Origin of the sequence: Planotetraspora sp. A-T 1434 (assembly GCF_025420585.1) — a bacterium.
In the GTDB taxonomy this organism is placed as follows: Bacteria; Actinomycetota; Actinomycetes; order Streptosporangiales; family Streptosporangiaceae; genus JAOEGB01.
Map to the genome: position 1 here is coordinate 319,556 of NZ_JAOEGB010000001.1, position 19,036 is coordinate 338,591.

The 19,036-nt window shown below is 69.2% G+C and carries 17 protein-coding genes; 8 read left to right on the plus strand and 9 right to left on the minus strand.

All coding sequences use genetic code 11. The annotated features are described in order from the left end of the window. Positions 1 to 122: 122 nt before the first annotated feature. Positions 123 to 491: a type II toxin-antitoxin system VapC family toxin gene (locus N5079_RS01430; RefSeq protein WP_261581851.1), complete on the minus strand. Its 369-nt coding sequence runs from the start codon at positions 489 to 491 to the stop codon at positions 123 to 125. A 2-nt stretch (positions 492 to 493) separates the two neighbouring features. Beyond that, positions 494 to 751 carry a type II toxin-antitoxin system Phd/YefM family antitoxin gene (locus tag N5079_RS01435; RefSeq protein WP_261581416.1) on the minus strand — a complete coding sequence of 86 codons (258 nt, stop codon included), beginning with the start codon at positions 749 to 751 and terminating at the stop codon, positions 494 to 496. A 181-nt stretch (positions 752 to 932) separates the two neighbouring features. Between N5079_RS01435 and N5079_RS01440 the strand changes: the two genes are divergently transcribed. Continuing rightward, positions 933 to 1,646, plus strand: a complete 714-nt coding sequence (locus tag N5079_RS01440; RefSeq protein ID WP_261581418.1) for a Clp protease N-terminal domain-containing protein — start codon at positions 933 to 935, stop codon at positions 1,644 to 1,646. Between the two features lie 138 nt (positions 1,647 to 1,784). On the opposite strand, the gene N5079_RS01445 is transcribed toward N5079_RS01440, so the two are convergent. The 5 genes from N5079_RS01445 to N5079_RS01465 all read right to left on the minus strand — a co-directional run bounded on the left by N5079_RS01445 (position 1,785) and on the right by N5079_RS01465 (position 7,755). Beyond that, the gene (locus N5079_RS01445; RefSeq protein WP_261581419.1) at positions 1,785 to 3,242 is read right to left on the minus strand and encodes an FAD-binding oxidoreductase; all 1,458 of its coding nucleotides are present in this window, start codon (positions 3,240 to 3,242) and stop codon (positions 1,785 to 1,787) included. Positions 3,243 to 3,315: 73 nt separating this feature from the next. Beyond that, the gene (locus N5079_RS01450; RefSeq protein ID WP_261581421.1) at positions 3,316 to 4,773 is read right to left on the minus strand and encodes an NADH-quinone oxidoreductase subunit NuoF family protein; all 1,458 of its coding nucleotides are present in this window, start codon (positions 4,771 to 4,773) and stop codon (positions 3,316 to 3,318) included. Next, positions 4,770 to 5,726, minus strand: a complete 957-nt coding sequence (locus N5079_RS01455; protein ID WP_261581422.1) for a hypothetical protein — start codon at positions 5,724 to 5,726, stop codon at positions 4,770 to 4,772. The genes N5079_RS01450 and N5079_RS01455 overlap by 4 nt, the downstream gene beginning before the upstream one ends. A 102-nt stretch (positions 5,727 to 5,828) precedes the next feature. After that, the gene (locus N5079_RS01460; protein WP_261581423.1) at positions 5,829 to 7,112 is read right to left on the minus strand and encodes a DUF1996 domain-containing protein; all 1,284 of its coding nucleotides are present in this window, start codon (positions 7,110 to 7,112) and stop codon (positions 5,829 to 5,831) included. Positions 7,113 to 7,149: 37 nt separating this feature from the next. Further along, entirely contained in the window at positions 7,150 to 7,755 is a 606-nt protein-coding gene (locus N5079_RS01465) for a DUF4142 domain-containing protein (protein WP_261581425.1), read from the minus strand. Positions 7,756 to 7,956: 201 nt separating this feature from the next. On the opposite strand from N5079_RS01465, the gene N5079_RS01470 reads away from it, so the two are divergent. From N5079_RS01470 to N5079_RS01485, 4 genes are all read left to right on the plus strand, one after another. Beyond that, positions 7,957 to 8,445 (plus strand): sigma-70 family RNA polymerase sigma factor, encoded by a 489-nt coding sequence (locus tag N5079_RS01470; RefSeq protein ID WP_261581852.1) that lies wholly within the window; start codon positions 7,957 to 7,959, stop codon positions 8,443 to 8,445. After that, positions 8,445 to 8,657, plus strand: a complete 213-nt coding sequence (locus N5079_RS01475; protein ID WP_261581426.1) for a zf-HC2 domain-containing protein — start codon at positions 8,445 to 8,447, stop codon at positions 8,655 to 8,657. The genes N5079_RS01470 and N5079_RS01475 overlap by 1 nt, the downstream gene beginning before the upstream one ends. Positions 8,658 to 8,764: 107 nt before the next feature. Next, entirely contained in the window at positions 8,765 to 9,586 is an 822-nt protein-coding gene (locus N5079_RS01480) for a tryptophan 2,3-dioxygenase (RefSeq protein WP_261581428.1), read from the plus strand. Between the two features lie 32 nt (positions 9,587 to 9,618). Then, complete coding sequence (locus N5079_RS01485; protein ID WP_261581429.1) at positions 9,619 to 14,610, plus strand: NAD-glutamate dehydrogenase; 4,992 nt, start codon at positions 9,619 to 9,621, stop codon at positions 14,608 to 14,610. A gap of 170 nt (positions 14,611 to 14,780) precedes the next feature. On the opposite strand, the gene N5079_RS01490 is transcribed toward N5079_RS01485, so the two are convergent. Continuing rightward, positions 14,781 to 15,851: a hypothetical protein gene (locus N5079_RS01490; protein WP_261581430.1), complete on the minus strand. Its 1,071-nt coding sequence runs from the start codon at positions 15,849 to 15,851 to the stop codon at positions 14,781 to 14,783. 82 nt (positions 15,852 to 15,933) lie between these two features. Between N5079_RS01490 and prfB the strand changes: the two genes are divergently transcribed. Beyond that, complete coding sequence (gene prfB / locus N5079_RS01495; RefSeq protein ID WP_261581431.1) at positions 15,934 to 17,043, plus strand: peptide chain release factor 2; 1,110 nt, start codon at positions 15,934 to 15,936, stop codon at positions 17,041 to 17,043. Positions 17,044 to 17,048: 5 nt separating this feature from the next. Here the strand turns inward: prfB and N5079_RS01500 are convergent, their stop codons facing one another. Continuing rightward, positions 17,049 to 17,237: a hypothetical protein gene (locus tag N5079_RS01500; protein ID WP_261581432.1), complete on the minus strand. Its 189-nt coding sequence runs from the start codon at positions 17,235 to 17,237 to the stop codon at positions 17,049 to 17,051. A 179-nt stretch (positions 17,238 to 17,416) separates the two neighbouring features. Here N5079_RS01500 and ftsE point away from each other — a divergent pair, with 179 nt between their 5' ends. Both ftsE and ftsX read left to right on the plus strand, forming a co-directional pair. Next, positions 17,417 to 18,106: a cell division ATP-binding protein FtsE gene (ftsE, locus tag N5079_RS01505; RefSeq protein ID WP_214107638.1), complete on the plus strand. Its 690-nt coding sequence runs from the start codon at positions 17,417 to 17,419 to the stop codon at positions 18,104 to 18,106. A gap of 14 nt (positions 18,107 to 18,120) precedes the next feature. Continuing rightward, on the plus strand, positions 18,121 to 19,020 hold the full coding sequence (gene ftsX, locus N5079_RS01510; protein ID WP_261581433.1) for a permease-like cell division protein FtsX: 900 nt from the start codon (positions 18,121 to 18,123) through the stop codon (positions 19,018 to 19,020). Positions 19,021 to 19,036 lie beyond the last annotated feature (16 nt).

Consider the following 19,036-nt stretch of genomic DNA (forward strand, 5'->3'; position numbering starts at 1 on the left):
GAGGCTCCTCGCCGGACAGGCCCCGTTGCGCGGGCGGGCCTCGCTCGACATGCATGTTGTCCTGAGCGCCGCGTCCTGATGACCGACAAAGATGCACCGGTGGCGGCTTGAAGCAGGGTTACTCAGACTGTCATTACTTGGACGTCGTACTTGGGGATATGTCCGTCTCTGGTGACCAGGAAGAGCCTTTCGCAACGGGCCTGAGCGATCAGTAGCCGGTCGAAGGGGTCGCGATGAAGGAGGGGGAGTCTTCCCAGTTCGATAGCGTGGCCGAATCGGACGGGAAGTTCGCGGAACCCGCTGTCCGCGATGCGTTCGACCAGGTCGTCGGGGGCGGCGAGCTTGCCCATGCTCTGCTTGATGGCCACCTCCCATAGCGTGGCCGAGCTGACGAAGACCTGCGGCTCTTCGTCGATCGCCTCTTTGATCTCGTCGGCCAGTGTGGGGTCGTTCGTCAGCCACCACAGGACGACATGGGTGTCGAGGAGCATCCTCACGGCATCAACCCGAAATCGTGCGCGATGGCGTCGTTGACCTCGGGCGAGTCCCAGTCGTCGGCGAATTGCAGCATTCCCGCCAGGGACCCCCTGCCGCGACGGCTGACCCTGGTCGGGAACGGAATGACCTTGGCTACGGGACGACCGGCTCGGGAAATGACGATCTCTTCGCCGTGTTCAACTCTGTCGATGATGCGTGACAGGTTCGTCTTCGCGTCGTGGATGTTGTACTGCTCGGCAGCGCCTTCTGGCATTTCGACCCCCTTAGCTAAGTTAGCTTAGTCCAGTCGTTTACCCCGCGTCAGCTCCGCCCAAGTAAGCGATCCCGTCCAGTTCGCTTGGTGAATCGGCGCGCAGTGGTCGTCCATCGTCAACCGAGGGTTGACGATCAGCATTGCGTCAACTTATGGTTGACGCATGACGGATCCTACTCGAATGACCAATCCCGTGCGGCTCGACGACCTGATCGAGGCCATCAAGAAGGCCCACGCTGACGCGCTCGACCAGCTCGCTGGCGCGGTCATCGTCGCCGACCACCTCGGCGAGCTGGCGGACCACCTGATCGGCCACTTCGTGGACCAGGCGAGACGCTCCGGCGCGTCCTGGACCGACATCGGCAAGAGCATGGGGGTCACCAAGCAGGCCGCCCAGAAGCGGTTCGTCCCCAAGGCCGACGCGGACCTCGATCCCAACCAGGGGTTCAGCCGGTTCACCCCCCGGGCGAAGAACGCCGTGGTGGCGTCGCAGAACGAGGCCCACGCCGCCGGCAACGACGAGATACGCCCGGAGCACCTGGTGCTGGGGCTGCTGCACGACCCGGACGGCCTCGCGGCCAAGGCCATCGTCGCGCAGGGCGTTCCGCTGGAAACCGTACGGCAGGCGGTCACCGCCACGCTCCCGCCGGCCGTGGAAGATGTGCCCGACCTGATTCCGTACGACACGCAGGCGAAAAAGGCGCTGGAGCTCACGTTCCGCGAGGCTCTGCGACTGGGGCACAACTACGTCGGGACCGAGCACATCCTGCTCGCGCTGCTGGAGCTCGAAGACGGTGCGGGCCTGCTCACCGGCCTCGGCGTCACCAAGGCAGCCGCCGAGGCCGACATCACCGCCGCCCTGGCCGCCATCATCGCCGAGCGCTCCCAGAAGTGACGTGTCCGCGCTGTCGGGCGCATCGCCGCGTATGCGGCCCGGGTCCGGGCCGCCGCCCCGGCGAAGTGAGCGTAGTACTGCGTTGATGTCGGCGCCCGACAAGCGCTGCCGCCCTTGATGGCGGCATGTAGCCGCGCCTCAGACGCCCTGGGGGAGACGGAACAGCCTCCCCGGGTCGTAGGCGGCCTTGACCTGGGCCAACCGCTGAGCGTTCGCGCCGTAGTACTGCTGGCGCCAGCCCTTCAGTTCCGGGTCGATGTAGTTCACGTACGCGTGGTCGCCGAAGAACGGGCGCATCGCGGCGTGGGCGGCCCGGGTCCAGGCCGCCGCCCCGGCGAAGTGGGAGTAGTACTGCACCGTGTAGAGCGCCTGTCGGTGGGGAAAGGCGGTCGCGTCGGGCCGCACGCGGCCCACGGCGCCGCCGAGCGCGTCGAGCAGCACGGAGTGCCGCCCACCGGCCGCCACCTGGGCGACCAGCGTCTTGATCCCGGCAGCGGACAGGGGCGTGTAGGCGATGTGCGACTTGGCGCTGAACGAGTCGCGGACGAGTTGCCCGCTCGCATTCTGGCCCGGCAGCGTGCCGGGCCGGTGGCACTGCGCCACCGACAGCGACGAGCAGCCCGCCATGACCATCATGGCGTGGTCGTACGGCGACTGCTTCACGAAGCGGCTGGACGGGCCGGCGCCGACCCGGTCCACGAGCTTCTGCAGCAGCGCCTCGCAGCCCGCCTTGCCGCCCACGTAGAGGCCGCCGACCATGACGTCGAGCGACGGGTCGTGGTTGAGGTGCAGGTTCGACCAGAGCGCGTCCGGTGCGGACGGCGCCCACGCCTGCCACGCCTTCAGCACGGCGGCGGCCTTGGCCCACGACCAGTGCAGGAAGAAGACGGTGACGTCGCGGGTCGTGTGGGTCCGGAACGTGAACGAGGTCGCCACGCCGAAGTTGCCGCCGCCGCCCCCGCGAGAGGCCCAGTAGAGATCCGGGTTGGCCGTGGCGGACGCGGTCAGCAGCCGCCCGTCGGCCGTCACGATCTGCGCCGACTCCAGGACGTCGCAGGTCAGGCCGTACTTTCGGGACACCACGCCGATGCCGCCGCCGAGTGTGAGGCCGGCGACGCCGACCGTGGGGCACGACCCGGCCGGGATGCTGACGCCGTGCGCGGCCAGCTTCGAGTAGACGTCGACCAGCCGCGCTCCCGCGCCCACGGTGGCGTGGCCGCCCGAGTAGGAGACCTTGCTCATGGGCGACACGTCGATGACGAGACCCGGCCCGGTGGACCAGCCCGCGTAGCTGTGGCCGCCCGACCGCGAGGTCACCGGCACGCCGAACTTCCGCGCGAAGCTCACGCACTCCGCCACGTCGGCCGGGTTCTTGCAGTAGGCCACGGCGGCCGGCCGTACGGCGTCGTAGGCCGTGTTGAACACGCGCCGCGCCTGGTCGTAGGACGAGTCGCCCGGACGGATCAGCCGCCCCTCGAGGCCGCGGGCGAGCGCCGCCCAGTCGGGCGTGCGGGGGCCTGCCTGGGCCGCCGCCGTACCTGACACGACAACCGTCCCGGCCAGAGCCGACACGCGAAGGAAGCTTCGCCGATCCATCATGATCACTCTCCGAGGCATTGATCTACCTCGTGAGACGTGCCGCTATCCGGTCGGGTTGGTTACATTAAGGTCACTTCGCTCCGATCCTCAGCGCCAGCGCGGGGCACATCTCGACGGCCTTCTGCGCCTCGCCGCTCAGCCATGACGGGATGCCACTGTCCATGAACACCGGGTAGCCGTGGTGGTCGAGTTTGACCAGCTCGGGGACGAGGTGCGCGCACAGCCCGTGGCCCTGGCAGCGGGTCCAGTCGACGACCAGCCTGGCCTCGGACTCGTCCGTCATCGGCAGGGGCAGCACCTCACGAACCGGCCTCCCGCAGGTCCCGTGGATCCGGTGCTCCTCCACGTCGTCGGCGAAGGCCTCGATCGCGGACAGCACGAATCTGGCCGTGCCGTCGGGGTGAAAGCAGGCCCCCCTTCCCCGTACGGCTGTCGCGGCCCGCCGTACGAGATCGGGACCGTCGGGCGCGCCGTCGGCGAGCTCGGCCATCGCTCGCGCCAGGTCGGGCAGGCCCAGCCTGCACGGCCCGCACTGGCCCGCGGACTGCGCGGCCAGGTAGTTCGCCACGCGCACGGTCTCCCCGAGGGGGCAGGTCTCGCCGCCGAGCGCGACCACGATGCCCGCGCCCAGCTCGCCTCCGGCGTCGGACGCGCCGCGCCGGGACACGATCGCGCCGTACGCGTCGGCGGCCGGCAGCCACTTCCCGTGGTAGCCGCCGAGCAGCACGCCGTCGCCGACGGTGGCCTCGCACAGGTCCAGCACGGCCGCCAGCGGCATCCCGGGCGTCACCTCGACGACGGCCGGGACGACCGCCGAGCCGCCGACGGTCAGGAGTATCGTCCCCGGCTCCTGTACGGTTCCCACCGACGCGTACTCCTGGGGGCCGAGCTCCGCGAGGACCGCCAGCTGGGCGAAGGTCTCGGTGTTGGACAGGAGCGTCGGCAGGCCGTACACGCCGCTGTCGCTCGACCTCGTCTTGCGGCCGGGCGGCATGCCGGCCTCGCCGTTCACGGCCCGGACCAGGGCGCCGCCCTCGCCGGAGATGAACCGTTCCTGGATGCCGGCGACCCGGACGCATCCGCCGAGGCCGCGCTCCGCGACGGCGGCGGTCACCGACGCCTCCGCGAGCTCTCCCGCGGCGACGGCGACGACGACCTCCCTGGCGTTCAGCGCGCTCGCCGCGAGCAGGGCGCCCTCCAAAACCAGATGCGGCGCTCGGGTGAGCAGCATCTTGTCCTTCATGCTGGCCGGCTCTCCCTCGGCGGCGTTCACGAGGACGACCGTCTCGGAGTCGCGGGCGCGGGCGGCCACGGCGCGGAGCTTGCGCGCGAACGGGAAGGCCGCGCCGCCGCGGCCCCGCAGGTCCACCTCCTCGGCCATGGAGATGAGCGAGTCGACCGTCTCGCCGGAGAGCTGGTCGTGGACGGTGTAGTGGGTGTTCAGATCGAGCCTGCGGTGCTCGCCGAGCCCGGCGGTGAGCCGCGCCGGGCCGAGCTGCCTGACCTGGGAGACGCGATAGGGAATCACACGATCCTCCGTAGCCTGGTGTCCTGCTGCTTACGGGCTCTGCTGATCGGCACGGCGTCCGTGCCGGTGCGGCCGAGAAGGCCGACCGGCTGTGCCACCGGCTCCGATGCCGGCGCTGATGTCGACGCTGACACCGGCCAGGGCGCCGGCTGGGATGCCGGCCGGGGCGGTGTTCGCGGCGCCGTCCGGGGTCTGAGCCGCGCCACCTGTCCGCCCGAACGCGAGAGCGTGGGCAGCGTCTGCGCGCGCTGGGCGTCGCGCTCCTCCGCCTGGGCCACGGCGGCGGCCGGCCGGGCGGCGGCCACGACCCGGAGCAGCAGGGCCGAGCCGACCGCCACCAGGCAGACGACGTAGCTCCAGCTCACCCAGGCGGCGGGGGTCCGGCCGCTCACAAGGCCGTGGAGGACGGACAGCGGCCAGGCGAGGTAGGCGAGATCGTGCAGGATCCGCCAGGTCCAGGGCCGCTCCGCCTGGGCGAACCGGCCGCGCATCACCCCGGTGGCGACGACCACGATCATCAGGTCGGACGCCAGGGCGCCCATCCCCACGTAGACCGAGGTCGTCGGGACGACCGAGCCGTAGGCCGGGACGAGCCCCGCCGCGATCTTCATCCCGATGTGGGTGACGAGGAAGCCGACGCCGATCAGCGCCGCGGCCCGGTGGACGAGCTGGGCGCGGACCCGGTGGGGGATCGGCAGGACGATGCGGTCGGTGGCGGCCAGCCCGAGCGCCACCGTGGTGGTGAGGGCGACGAGGGAGAAGACGCCCGCGTAGAAGGTGAGAAAGCCCTGCGCCTCGGCCAGGAACCGCGCGCCGGCGCCGCTGCGGGCGGCGAGTAGCGCTCCGCTGATGACCAGCGTGACGACCGCGCCGAGGCCGATGCGCACGCCGCGGCTGTTCAGATCGAGGCCGGCGTCCGGCCGGGTGTGCCGTGGAGCCCGTCGGTGTGGCACTGATTCCTCCGTCGGATGAACCTGTGAATTGCTGTGCCGGGTGGCCTCAGGCGAGAGGTTTCGAGAGCGCTGTGCTGGGGTTGGGGGTGTCCGGACGCGCGGTCAGCAGCGGCGGCCGCGGTTGATGCAGTTCACGACGGAGGTCATGAGCCGGTCCGGCATCACGTTCTCGAAGTCGGCGTGGTCGGTGACCGGGTTGTGCCGCTGCTCCGGGAAGCTGTCCACCGCGAACGACGGACCCCGGGCAACCGAGTAGGCGAGCGTCATGCGCAGTTGCGGGATCGCCCGGGTTCCGGCAGGACAGGCGCCGTTCGCGCCGGGGAACAGGACGTGCGTTCTGTGGTTGGCGCTGTCGGTGTTCTGGCCGTCCCAGCAGCTCGGGAAGTCCAGGATCCGCAGCACCAGGCTGCCCCTCGGGCAGAGGGGATATTTGGCGGTGACCCGGTTGGTGAAGCCCGTACAGCTCCACTGGGCGCGGGCGTTCGCGCCGCCGTTGGTCGCCGCCTTGGCGTCCCCCGTGATCAGGCGGAGGAACCTGGGCATCGCGACCACCCTGCTGAACCGGTTGCCCCGGAATTGCAGCGAGACGAACCTCGCCCGGAGGATCTGCCCGACGTTCCCGTCCGCCGCGCCGCCCGGCTCGTCCGCGTGGGCGGCCCGGAAGGCGTCCCCCGCGGCCTCGTCCTGCGAGGCCGCTTCGTTCCGGGAGGCGGTCTCGTTCCGGGAGGTGGTCTCGTTCCGGGAGGCGGTGTCGTTCTGAGAGGTGGTGTCGGTGGAGAGGCCGTCCTCTTGTGAGGCGGCGTCGGGCCGCGCGGCGGCAGCCGTACCGGATCGCGGGGCCGTGCCGGACGGCGTGGCCGAGGCGCTTCCCGGGACAGGCGCGGTTGGAGACGCGCTTGGAGACGCCGTGGGCGACGCGCTGGGGGAGGCCGTGGGTGATGGGCCGGGCGGCGATTTCTGGCCCGTACGGCTCCGCAGGACCGGCCAGAAGTAGGCCGACCGGTCGCCGAACCGGCAGGTCGTGCCGCCCGCGGCCAGGCTCTGGTCGGTGGAGAACCCGTTGGTGGTCAGGTTTCCGACGTAGTCGTGGATGTGGTGGGCGCCGTTGGACACGCCGGGGGCGACGATGTGGTTGTCGGAGTTGCGGTGCCCGTTCTCGTTCCGGCCGCAGAGGGAGGTGAACGAGCCGCGCCCCGCCCGGACGCCCGTGTTACCGGGAGCCACCTGGGTGATGTCGATGAAGTCCTCCAGGGCGGGGCCGACGTCCTCGCATTCGGCGCCCTGGACGGCGGGGTCGCAGTGGTCGGCCGCGGCGGGCCGGGTCACCCCCACGAGCGAGCCGCTCAGCAGCACGCCGGCCATGGCGAGCATCAACCGTTTTCGCATGGTTCCTCCAAAGAGCATGGTTCCGTCGGAAACCGGGCTAGGACGATGGGGTGGGAAGCGTGGAGTAGTCCACGAGGCCCGTGCCTTCGAGCAGGGACATGTGCTTCATCACCACGTTCACGGCGCGGGTGGCGAAGGCCCTGATCAGGTCGTTGCGAGTGCCGGCGCGGACCGCGGAGACCACGGTGAAGACCTTGCCGTGGGCGTTGCGGAGCCGGTCGGCGAAGATCCGGTCGAAGTCGGCTCCCCGGCTGGCCGACATCTCGTCCAGCCAGTGCCGCTGGTCCGGGTTGGGCTGGTCGGGGAGGGGGACGCCCAGCTTGGCGGCGAGCTCCCGGACCTCGGCGTCGAGCTTGGTGTGGTCGGTGATCAGGTGCATGCCGACGTCCTTCACCTTCTCGCTGGCCGCGCGGTCCTGGGCCCAGCGCCCTGCGGGGATCTCCCAGAGCCCCGCCCACCGGACCCGGACCAGCAGGTCCCGGTCGGCCGGGCTGAGCGGGCCCCACCGCGTCTGCTGGATCGCCTGTGTCTGGGTCCAGCCCGCCTGGGCCGCCTCCCCTCGGGGGACGACCACGATGACCGCGACGGCCGCCGCGAACAGGAAGACTCCGAACACCAGGAGTTCGCCGAACCGGAACCGCATCGTGCCTCCTTTCGTGACCTTCGGTCGGAGGTACGCGGCGGTCTCGGAGGCGGTTCAGGAAATAGTCAGAAATGACTGGAGTTACGCGAGTGCTGTACGTGACAGTAACGCCGGTGCAAATATGTGGCCGTGCGTCGACAACTCGACAGCCGGTTCGTGCGTCTGGACTCCTACGACGACCCTGATCGGGATGATCGTCTGATCAGGGAGCTGTACCGCGAGTTCGGTGGTCCGCTGCTGCGTCACGTGCGAAAGACGACCGGCAACGACCTGCAATGGGCTGAGGACGTCGTTCAGGAGACGCTCCTCCGTGCCTGGCGGAACTCGGCGAAGCTGACGTGGGAACCCGGCCTCCTGTGGGCCTGGCTCCTCACCGTGGCCCGCCGCATCGTGATCGACGGGCGCCGCAGGCGTGGCGTCCGCCCAAGGGAGGTGGAAGCTCCCGACGACGACAGCATCGCCGTTCCGGACGGGTCCGACCGCACGCTGGCGGCCATCGTGGTCGCCGACGCGCTCCGCGGTCTGTCGGCCCAGCACCGGGAAGTTATCGAAGAGACATACTTACGGGACCGTACGGTAAGCGAAGCCGCCGAGATTCTGGGAATCCCAGCGGGTACCGTGAAGTCGAGACTCTTCTATGCCCTGCGCGCGCTACGCACGGCCCTGAAAGAGAGGGGGGTGGCCAGCTGATGTCCGCGTCGTCGCCTCACTTCGATGTGGCCGCCTATGCCCTGGGAGTGCTCGACGACGACGAGTCCGAAGCTTTCGAGCTACACCTCGACGAATGCGCGCAGTGCCGGGCGGAGTTGCTGGAGAGCCAGGACCTGCCCGGCATGCTCGACGACCTCAAGTTCGCCCCTCTCGAGTCCGACTCCGTGTCCCCCGAGCGGACTCGCCCCTGACTCGCGCGTCAAGTTGACGTTTGTGCCGTTTTGGGGTGATATCGGGTGCGGTGACGCCGAAATTCCGGTTCGATGGAGAACCTGCAGCGCCGCCGGAGGAGTGAGGCATGGCTGCGACGCCGGATCGGCGACCCCGGAAGGGGGATGCCCTGCCGCCTCCCCGTCTTTTCGGTGAGGAGGGCGCCCGCCTCTCCTACGGTGAATACCTGCGCCTGACGGAGCTTCTCGATCAGCAGGCCCCGCAGTCGGGCGCCAGCGACGAGCTGCTCTTCATCACCATCCACCAGGTCTACGAGCTGTGGTTCAAGCTGCTCCTGCATGAGCTGGAGCAGGCGAGGGACGCCATGATGGAGGGCGCCCTGTGGCGGGCCAGGCAGCTGTTCCGGCGGGTCCACGCCGTGGAGCGGGTGCTGGTCGAGCAGGTCCAGGTGCTGGAGACCATGACGCCGCAGGACTTCCTGGAGTTCCGGTCGGTCCTCGCCCCGGCGAGCGGATTCCAGTCGGTCCAGTTCCGGGAGCTGGAGTTCCTCTCCGGCGCGAAGGACCCGTCCTATCTGGAACGGCTCAGGGACGCCAGTGACGGGGAACTCGCCAGGCTGAGACGGCGGCTGGCGGAACCCACTTTGTGGGATGCTTACCTCACCGCTCTCTCCCAGCGTGGCCTGGCCGTCTCCGACGAGGAGATCATGGACTCCCTGCTGGCCGTGGCAAGGAATCGTGGATCGCACGACGATCTGTGGGAACTGGCCGAGGGTCTCGTGACCCACGACGAGACGACCGCGCTCTGGCGGATGCGGCACGTCCAGATGGTCGAGCGCCAGATTGGCACGAAATCCGGTACCGGCGGCTCGTCCGGGGCACCGTACCTCCGGGGACGGACACGGATGCATTTCTTTCCCCTGCTATGGGAACTACGGGCCTGGCTGTGAATCACGAGGCTCACAAGGGAGTGAGTAGCGACATGCCGCTCGATATGGCGCCAAATCACCACGGAACAGATGAAGCGCTGGACGAGCTCCTCCGCACCGCCGCCGAGGTGTGCGCGCACACGCCGGGAGCGCATCAGGGGGACGGCGAGGACGTGCTCGCCTTCCTCCGGCAGTACTACAGGCACGTGGCGCCCGAGGACCTGGCCGAGCGCAACCCCGTCGACGTGTTCGGGCCGGCCATCGCCCACCGTCATCTGGCCGAGCTCCGGCCGCAGGGCCGCGCCGTGGTCCGGGTCTTCACCCCCACGCTGGACGAGTACGGCTGGGACCCCGGTCACTCGGTGGTCCAGATCGTCACCGACGACATGCCGTTCCTGCTCGACACGGTGACCACCGAGCTGACCCGGCACGAGCTCGGCACCCACCTCGTCGTCCACCCGCAGATGTGGGTCCGCCGGGACGTGACCGGCGCGCTCCTCGGCCGCGGCAAGGACGACATGACCGGCCAGACGCTCCACGAGTCGTGGATGCACATCGAGATCGACCGGCAGTCCGAACCCGCCGTGCTCAAGCAACTGGAGAGCGATCTCCAGCGGGTGCTCCTCGACGCCCGGTGTGCCGTCGAGGACTTCGCGAAGATGCGGGCGCTCGCCGTACAGACCTCGGAGGACCTGGCGGTCAACCCGCCGCCGCTGGACCCGGCCGGCGTCGAGGACAGCCTGGAGCTGCTGCGCTGGCTCGCCGACGGCCACTTCACGTTCCTCGGCTACCGCGAGTACCGCCTGGAGCAGACCGAGGAGGGCGAGAGCCTGCGGGCGCTGCCGGGCACCGGGCTCGGCATCCTCCGGGCCGACAAGGCCGGATCGGACAGCTTCGCCGCCATGCCGCCCGAGATGCGCGCCAAGGCCCGCGAGAAGCAGGTCCTGATCGTCACCAAGGCCAACAGCCGGGCGACCGTTTACCGGCCGCAGTATCTCGACTACGTCGGCGTGAGAGTGTTCTCCCCCGAGGGGGAGGTGGTCGGCGAGCGCCGGTTCCTCGGGCTGTTCACCCACGTGGCGTACAACGAGTCGGTCTCCCGGATCCCCGTGCTGCGGCGCAAGCTCGCCGAGGTCCTCGACCGGGCCGGCCTGTCGCCCGACAGCCACGACGGCAAGGACCTCATCGAGATCCTCGAGACCTACCCGCGCGCCGAGCTGTTCCAGATCTCGGTGGACGAGCTGCTGCCGATCGCGCTCGGCGTGCTCCGGCTCCGCGAGCGCAAGCAGGTCAAGGTCTTCCTCCGCCGCGACGACTACGGCCGCTACATCTCCTGTCTGATCTTCCTGCCCCGTGACCGCTACACCACCAAGGTCCGGCTGCAGATGCAGGAGATCCTCTTCAAGGCCCTCGGTGGCACGTCGCTCGACTACAGCGCCATGATCGGCGAGTCGGCGCTGGCCCGGCTGCACGTGGTGATCCGCGGCGAGCGCGGCAAGCCCCTGGGCGACGTGCCGGTCGACGTCGAGGAGTTGGAAGCGCGCCTCGCCGCCACCACCCGCTCCTGGGAGGACGACCTCGCCGTCGCCATCAACGAGCTCTCCTCCGAGGAGGAGGCCCCCACGCTGGTCCGCCGCTACAGCACTGCCTTCCCCGAGGGCTACAAGGCCGACTTCCCGCCCCGTACGGCCGTCGCCGACGTGAGGCGCCTGGAGCAGCTCGCCGAGGACCAGGCCGCGATCGGGATGAACCTCTACGAGCCGTACGGCGCGGCCGAGGGCGAGCGGCGGTTCAAGCTCTACCGCCTGGGCGCCCCCATTTCGCTGTCCCGGGTGCTGCCGCTGCTCCAGCGGATGGGCGTCGAGGTGGTCGACGAGCGCCCGTACGAGCTGGCCCGGGGTCACGACGCGGGCATCCGGGACGCCTGGATCTACGACTTCGGCCTGCGTTACACGCCCTCGGACGAGGTGGACCGCGACGACTTCAAGCGGCTGTTCCAGGATGCCTTCGCGGCCCTGTGGCGCGGCGAGGTCGAGAACGACGGCTTCAACGCGCTCGTGCTGGCCGGCGGTCTGACCTGGGAGCAGGCCGAGATCCTGCGCGCCTACGCCAAATATCTGCGGCAGGCCGGCACCACGTTCAGCCAGTCGTACATCGAGCGGGTGCTGCTCGGCAACGTCCGGCTGGCCCGGCTGCTGGTCAGGCTCTTCGAGGCCCGCCTCGACCCACGGCGGCCGGACGGCGGCAGGTCCGAGGTCTGCGACGCGCTCACCGAGGAGATCCTGGCCTCGCTGGACGAGGTCGCCTCCCTCGACGAGGACCGCATCCTCCGGGCCTACCTGGAGATGATCCAGGCGACCCTGCGGACGAACGTCTTCCAGACCGCCGACGGCGAGGGACGTGACGCCGGAGCAGGGGGACGGGAAGCAGGGGCAAGCCAGTTCGTCGCCGGCAGGCGTAAGCCGTACATCGCGGTGAAGTTCGACCCGCAGGCGATCAGCGTGCTGCCGCTGCCCCGGCCGAAGTACGAGATCTTCGTCTACTCGCCGCGGGTCGAGGGCGTGCACCTGCGCTTCGGCAAGGTCGCGCGGGGCGGCCTGCGCTGGTCGGACCGCATGGAGGACTTCCGCACGGAGATCCTCGGCCTGGTCAAGGCCCAGATGGTGAAGAACACCGTCATCGTGCCCACGGGCTCCAAGGGCGGGTTCGTCGTGAAGAGACCGCCTGCCGGTGGGCGCGACGAGACGCTGGCCGAGGGCATCGCCTGCTACCGCCAGTTCATCTCGGGGCTGCTCGACCTGACCGACAACCTGGTCGACGGCGACGTCGTCCCCCCGCCCGACGTCGTACGGCACGACGGCGACGACACCTACCTGGTGGTGGCCGCCGACAAGGGCACGGCCACGTTCTCCGACATCGCCAACGAGGTGGCCAAGGACTACGGCTTCTGGCTCGGCGACGCCTTCGCCTCCGGTGGCTCGGTGGGCTACGACCACAAGGCCATGGGCATCACCGCCAAGGGCGCGTGGGAGTCGGTCAAGTATCACTTCAGGGGTCTCGGGTCGTCCTCCGGGGGAGCCGGCCGTATGGCCGGCATGGACATCCAGACGACCGACTTCACCGTCGTGGGCGTCGGCGACATGTCGGGCGACGTGTTCGGGAACGGCATGCTGCTGTCCGAGCACATCAAGCTGGTGGCGGCCTTCGACCACCGGCACATCTTCATCGACCCGGCGCCCGACCCCGCGCGGAGCTTCGCCGAGCGTCAGCGGCTGTTCGCGCTTCCGCGCAGCTCGTGGGCCGACTACGACAAGAAGCTCATCTCGTCCGGCGGTGGGGTCTGGCCGCGGACCGCCAAGTCGATCCCCGTGTCCCCGCAGATCAGGGCCGCGCTCGCGCTGCCCGACGGCGTCACCGCGCTCGCGCCCAACGACCTGATCAGCGCCATCCTCAGGGCCCCCGTGGACCTGCTGTGGAACGGCGGCATCGGCACCTACGTCAAGGCGACCTCGGAGAGCCACGCAGACGTCGGGGACAAGGCCAACGACGGCCTCCGGATCAACGCCGCCGACCTGCGCTGCAAGGTGGTCGGCGAGGGCGGCAACCTCGGCTTCACCCAGCTCGCCCGGATCGAGTTCGCGCTGAACGGCGGGCTGGTCAACACCGACTTCATCGACAACTCGGCCGGAGTGGACACCTCCGATCACGAGGTCAACATCAAGATCCTGCTCGACCAGGTCGTCCGCGACGGCGACATGACCGACAAGCAGCGAAACCAGCTCCTCTTCGACATGACCGACGAGGTGGGCGAGCTGGTCCTTGAGGACAACTACGCGCAGAACGTCGTCCTCGCCGCGTCCCGCGCCCAGGCTCCCGAGATGCTGCACATCCACTCGCGGTACCTGCGGCGGTTGGAGCGGGCGGGCCTGCTCAACCGGGAGCTGGAGTTCCTGCCCTCCGACAAGGTGCTCGCGGAGCGCCGCCAGTCCGGGCTCGGGCTCACCGCTCCGGAGTTCGCGGTGCTGCTCGCCTACACCAAGATCGTGGTGGACGCCGAACTGCTCGGGTCGGACATCCCCGACGATCCGTACCTCGCGTCGTGGCTGGTGTCGTACTTCCCGTCGGCCCTGCGGGAGCGTTTCCGGACGTACATGGACGCGCACCCGCTGCGCCGGGAGATCATCACGACCTGCGTGGTGAACGACGTGGTCAACGCGGGCGGGACCAGCTTCGTCTTCCGCTTCGGCGAGGAGACCGGCGCGTCGACGGCCGACATCGTCCGCGCCTACCTGGTGGCCCGGGAGGTCTTCGACCTGGAGACCTTCCGCCGCCAGGTCGAGGCGCTGGACAACAAGGTCGACACCGCGACGCAGCTCGCCATGCTGTTCGAGAGCCGCAAGTTGTCGGAGCGCGGCACCCGGTGGCTGCTCGGCAACCGGAGGCCCCCGCTCGACCTCGCGTCCACGGCCGGGTTCTTCATCGACGGCTCCGACGGCCTGCTCGCCCACCTGCCGAAGCTTCTCACCGGCCCCGACCTGGTGGCCTACGAGGAGCGGCGGGACTCCTTCGTCGCCCGTGGCGTGCCCGAGGACCTGGCGGAGCGGGTGGCCTCGATGGTCCCCGCCTACTCCACCTTCGACCTGGTGGAGATCTCCTCCGTCACCGGGAGGCCGGTGGACGAGGTGGCCGAGGTCTACTTCGACCTGGCCGACCGGCTCCAGTTCGCCCGGCTGAGGGAGCGGGTCATCGCCCTGCCACGGGACAACCGGTGGAACTCGATGGCCCGTGCCGCGCTCCGCGACGACCTCTACGCCGCGCACGCCACGCTGACCCGGGACGTGCTGATCCACAGCGAGCCCGGCCTGTCCCCCGAGGAGCGGCTGGCCCGCTGGACCGAGGCCAACCAGGCCGCGGTCACGCGGTCGCGGCAGACGCTCTCGGAGATCTGGGAGAGCGACACCTTCGACCTCGCCACCCTGTCCGTGGCGCTGCGGGCCGTACGGACCCTCGTCGCCACGAGTAACCTCCCCCACACCGACGCCTGACCGCACCCCTCGCCGTGATCATGCACGGATTCCCGGGCTGCCGTCCCACCTGCGCAGACCCGGGTTGTGATCATGCGCGGATTCCCGGGCAGCCGCGTTGAAGTGCCGAAATCCGGCGGTGATCATGGAGGAAACTCCCCGGCCGGCCGTACCGCGGCATGGTCGGCAAGTCAGCGGGTGGTGGCCTTGGTGATGAGACCGTCGTAGCCGATGACGTGGGCGGGCGCGGTGGACGTCTTGGGCGGCACCGCGCCCACGTACTGCTGGGTCTCCTGGATCCGCCGTTCGTTGCAGATCTTCGAGACCTTCAGGAGCCACCTGGCCTGAGGCGGGATCACGATCGGGCGGCACTTGGCGTACATCAAGATCGGCGTCCACGTGGACGTGCGGATCAGCGTGTAGTAGACGAGCGCGCCGCCGTCTTCTGTGCGCAGGGCGAAGACCGGGTTGTCGGCCGCGGCCGCGAAGATCGACTGGTACTCCATGCCGTCGTCGCGCTGCGCCTTGACCTTGGCCGCGGTGATGTCGGCGAAGTAGCCGGTGGTCTGCGGCCCGGGGGCGATCAGGCCGGAGGCGTAGCCCTGCGCCCCCTCTTCGGCGGTCGTCGCGTGCAGCGGGCCCATCAGATTGGGACTGACGGCGACCGTCTGGTCACGTGATTCCAGGGCGGTCGCGTAGCCCTCGGAGTCGATCGCGGCCGCCGGCGGCCTCTCCCCGGGGTAGAGCAGGGACTCGAAGCTGACCTGCCACCGGGACTTCTCGTCCGGCCGGAGGAAGGCGAGCACGGCGGTGCGGACCTCGCCCGAGGCGCTCCGCCGCTCGACGGTCGCGGCGAACCACTGGGCGGCCTTCCCGGGGCTCTGACGTGGGACCAGGAGCGTCCGGTGGCCCCAGGTATAGCGGGGGAGCGCGGCCCCGCGCGAGGAGCGCAGCCGGGCGAGGGTCATCGGGCGCTGCCCGTCGCGGGTGAGGGCGAGGGTCCACTTGTCGGCTCCGGCCGCCCGCACCACGTCGTCTGTGGCGAGGAAGGTGTCGAGAGCCCGGCCCGCCTCCGCGAGCGTCACGGCGCTGGCCGCGGTGGATGTGGGGCTCGGGCTGGGGGCGGGAGCGCTGGAGACGGCCGCCGCGGGGGTCGGCGTAGTGCGCGGCTTCGCGGGCTGTGACGGCGCGGCGCCGGAGCAGGCGACAGCCGTACTGGCGAGGAGCGCGAAGGTGAGCGCACTCCGGACGACCCCGATCAACGCCCCTCCTCCTACAGAGGTCCACATGCTAGCCGAGGTGCGATACCTAACAGGGTCCGCTGTTCGCGTACCCTTTACAGACGTGGCAGTCATCGATCCAGCCGAAGAGATCAACGAGCTTACCGGCACGCTGAAGAGCATTCAGGACGTGCTCGACCTCGACGCCCTGCGCAAGCAGATCGCGGACTTGGGAGAGCAGGCTGCCGCGCCCGACCTGTGGAACGACCCGGAGCAGGCCCAGAAGGTGACGAGCAAGCTCTCCCACCTGCAGGGCGAGCTCAACCGGGTCGAGGCGCTGGCCCGCCGCCTGGACGACCTGCCGGTCCTGTTCGAACTGGCGGCCGAGGAGGGCGACGAGGACGCGCTCGCCGAAGCCGGCAAGGAGCTCACCTCCCTCAAGTCCGACATCGGCGCGCTGGAGGTCCGCACGCTGCTGTCGGGGGAGTACGACTCCCGCGAGGCGCTCATCACGATCAACTCCCAGGCCGGCGGCGTGGACGCGGCCGACTGGGCGCAGATGCTGCTCCGCATGTACCTGCGGTGGGCCGAGCGCAAGGGTTACCCGTCGGAGGTCTACGACACCTCCTACGCCGAGGAGGCCGGCATCAAGTCGGCCACCTTCACGGTCAAGGCCCCCTACGCGTACGGCACGCTGAAGGGCGAGCACGGCACCCACCGGCTGGTCCGGATCAGCCCCTTCGACAACCAGGGCCGCCGCCAGACCTCGTTCGCGGGCGTCGACGTGGTGCCGGTCGTCGAGCAGACCGACCACATCGACATCAACGAGGACGACCTGCGCATCGACGTGTACCGGTCGTCGGGCCCGGGCGGCCAGGGCGTGAACACCACCGACTCGGCCGTGCGGATCACGCACATCCCGACCGGCATCGTGGTCTCCTGCCAGAACGAGCGGTCCCAGCTTCAGAACCGGGCCTCCGCGATGACCGTCCTGTCGGCCAAGCTGCTGGAGCGCAAGCGGCAGGAAGAGGCCGCCGCGATGAACGAGCTGCGCGGCGAGTCGACGACGTCGTGGGGCACGCAGATCCGCAACTACGTGCTGCACCCCTACCAGATCGTCAAGGACCTGCGCTCCGGCGTCGAGGCGGGCAACCCGACCGCGGTGCTCGACGGCGACATCGACGAGTTCATCGAGGGCGAGATCCGCTGGATGCGCCGCCAGGAGACCCGGTAGTCGCCTTAGTAGCCGCCGGCGTGCTTGAGGGCCACCAAGGCGACCACGAGCAGCACGGCGAGGGTGATGACCAGGGGCGACAGGCCCATGAATCCGTGGTGGTGAACCTTGGCGCGGCCCTCCCGGCAGACGGGGCAGCGGCCCTCCACCACGGGGCCCGCGCACGCCGCGCAGATCAGATGTTCGCAGCTCATAGCACCTTTACCGTCTCACTACTCAAGGCCTAATCGTTTTGTTTCCGTTATGGACGTTCCATGCCAGTGTTACCCCTAGACTGAGCTACGGCCAACCGGAACGTCGATCCACTGCAAAGTGACCGTCGCCCCCCGAGCTGGATGTCCCAACCCCTAGACTGGCTTGCCGTGATGCGCCCGTGATCCATTTCGATAATGTCACCAAGGTCTACGCGAACCAAAACCGGCCTGCCCTCGACCACGTGAGCGTGGATGTCGACAAGGGCGAATTCGTCTTCCTGGTCGGTCCTTCGGGCTCGGGGAAGTCCACTTTCCTCCGGCTCGTCCTGAAGGAGGAGCGGCCCAACTCCGGCGCCATCCATGTCGCCGGCAAGGACCTCGCGCGGCTGTCCAACTTCAAGGTGCCCCACCTGCGCCGCCGCATCGGCTGCGTCTTCCAGGACTTCCGGCTGCTTCCGAACAAGAACGTCTACGAGAACGTGGCGTTCGCGCTCGAGGTCATCGGAAAACCGCGCAGGTTCATCCGCAAGGTCGTGCCCGAGGTCATCGAGCTGGTCGGCCTGGAGGGCAAGGCGCATCGCATGCCCGACGAGCTGTCCGGAGGCGAGCAGCAGCGCGTCGCCATGGCGCGCGCCTTCGTCAACCGGCCGATGATCCTGCTGGCCGACGAGCCCACCGGAAACATCGACCCCGCGACGAGCATCGGCATCATGAAGGTGCTCGACCGCATCAACAGGACCGGCACCACCGTCCTCATGGCAACGCACGATGCCGCCATCGTCGACTCCATGCGCAAGCGCGTGGTGGAGCTGGAGGACGGCAAAATCGTCCGCGACCAGTCGCGCGGCGTGTACGGCCAGGCGTATTAGGAGTATCTGGGACCATGCGGGCCAACTTCATCTTCTCCGAGGTCTGGATCGGCCTCCGGCGTAACCTCACGATGACCATCGCCGTCATCGTGACCGTGGCGGTCGGCATGGCGCTGCTCGGCATCGGGCTGATGATCAACTCTCAGGTCTCGTCTCTGACGACCTTCTGGACCGACAAGGTCGAGCTCTCGGTGTTCCTGTGCAAGAAGGACGACGTCTTTCCGGCCTGCAAGAACAAGCCCCCGCTCAACGCCGACCAGAAGGCCCAGCTGAAGCAGACGATCCAGGTCATGCCCCAGGTCGAGCGGGTCGACTACGAGGACCAGGCTCAGGCGTACAAGAACTTCCAGGCGCAGCAGAGCAACAACGTCCTGCTGTCGGTGATCCAGCCCGACGATCTGCCCGAGTCTTTCCGGGTGAAGCTCAGGAACCCGGACAACGCCGACGCGCTCGCGGACCAGTTGACGGGCCGGGCCGGGATCTCGCGCATCGTCAACCAGCGCAAGCTTCTGGAGTCGTACTTCGGTTTCCTCCCCAAACTGCGGAACATGGCCCTCGGCGTCGCGATCCTGATGGTGTTCGCGGCCACCCTGCTGATCGGCAACACGGTCCGGCTGTCCGCCTACAACCGCCGCCGGGAGACCGGCATCATGCGGCTGGTCGGGGCCTCGAACATCTACATCCAGCTCCCCTTCGTGATGGAGGGTGTGATCGCCGGCCTGATCGGCGGTGTGTTCGCGGCCGTCCTGCTGATCGTCACCAAGATCCTCCTCTTCGAGGGCATCCAGAGCTACATGGCCGTCCCCCTGGGATGGAACACCGTCGCGGGCGTGATCACGTTCACCATGGCCGTGGGCGTGGTGATCTGTGTCCTCGCCTCGTTCATCACGCTCCGCCGCTACCTGCGTGTGTGACCGGTCGATGGCCGCA

Coding starts and splice junctions, on each gene's coding strand:
- N5079_RS01445 (WP_261581419.1), bottom strand. CDS start 3,242: ATGGATCGGCGAAGCTTCCTTCGCGTGTCGGCTCTGGCCGGGACGGTT.
- N5079_RS01435 (WP_261581416.1), bottom strand. CDS start 751: ATGCCAGAAGGCGCTGCCGAGCAGTACAACATCCACGACGCGAAGACG.
- N5079_RS01485 (WP_261581429.1), top strand. CDS start 9,619: ATGCCGCTCGATATGGCGCCAAATCACCACGGAACAGATGAAGCGCTG.
- N5079_RS01460 (WP_261581423.1), bottom strand. CDS start 7,112: ATGCGAAAACGGTTGATGCTCGCCATGGCCGGCGTGCTGCTGAGCGGC.
- N5079_RS01475 (WP_261581426.1), top strand. CDS start 8,445: ATGTCCGCGTCGTCGCCTCACTTCGATGTGGCCGCCTATGCCCTGGGA.
- N5079_RS01440 (WP_261581418.1), top strand. CDS start 933: ATGACCAATCCCGTGCGGCTCGACGACCTGATCGAGGCCATCAAGAAG.
- N5079_RS01480 (WP_261581428.1), top strand. CDS start 8,765: ATGGCTGCGACGCCGGATCGGCGACCCCGGAAGGGGGATGCCCTGCCG.
- N5079_RS01430 (WP_261581851.1), bottom strand. CDS start 491: ATGCTCCTCGACACCCATGTCGTCCTGTGGTGGCTGACGAACGACCCC.
- N5079_RS01465 (WP_261581425.1), bottom strand. CDS start 7,755: ATGCGGTTCCGGTTCGGCGAACTCCTGGTGTTCGGAGTCTTCCTGTTC.
- ftsX (WP_261581433.1), top strand. CDS start 18,121: ATGCGGGCCAACTTCATCTTCTCCGAGGTCTGGATCGGCCTCCGGCGT.
- N5079_RS01500 (WP_261581432.1), bottom strand. CDS start 17,237: ATGAGCTGCGAACATCTGATCTGCGCGGCGTGCGCGGGCCCCGTGGTG.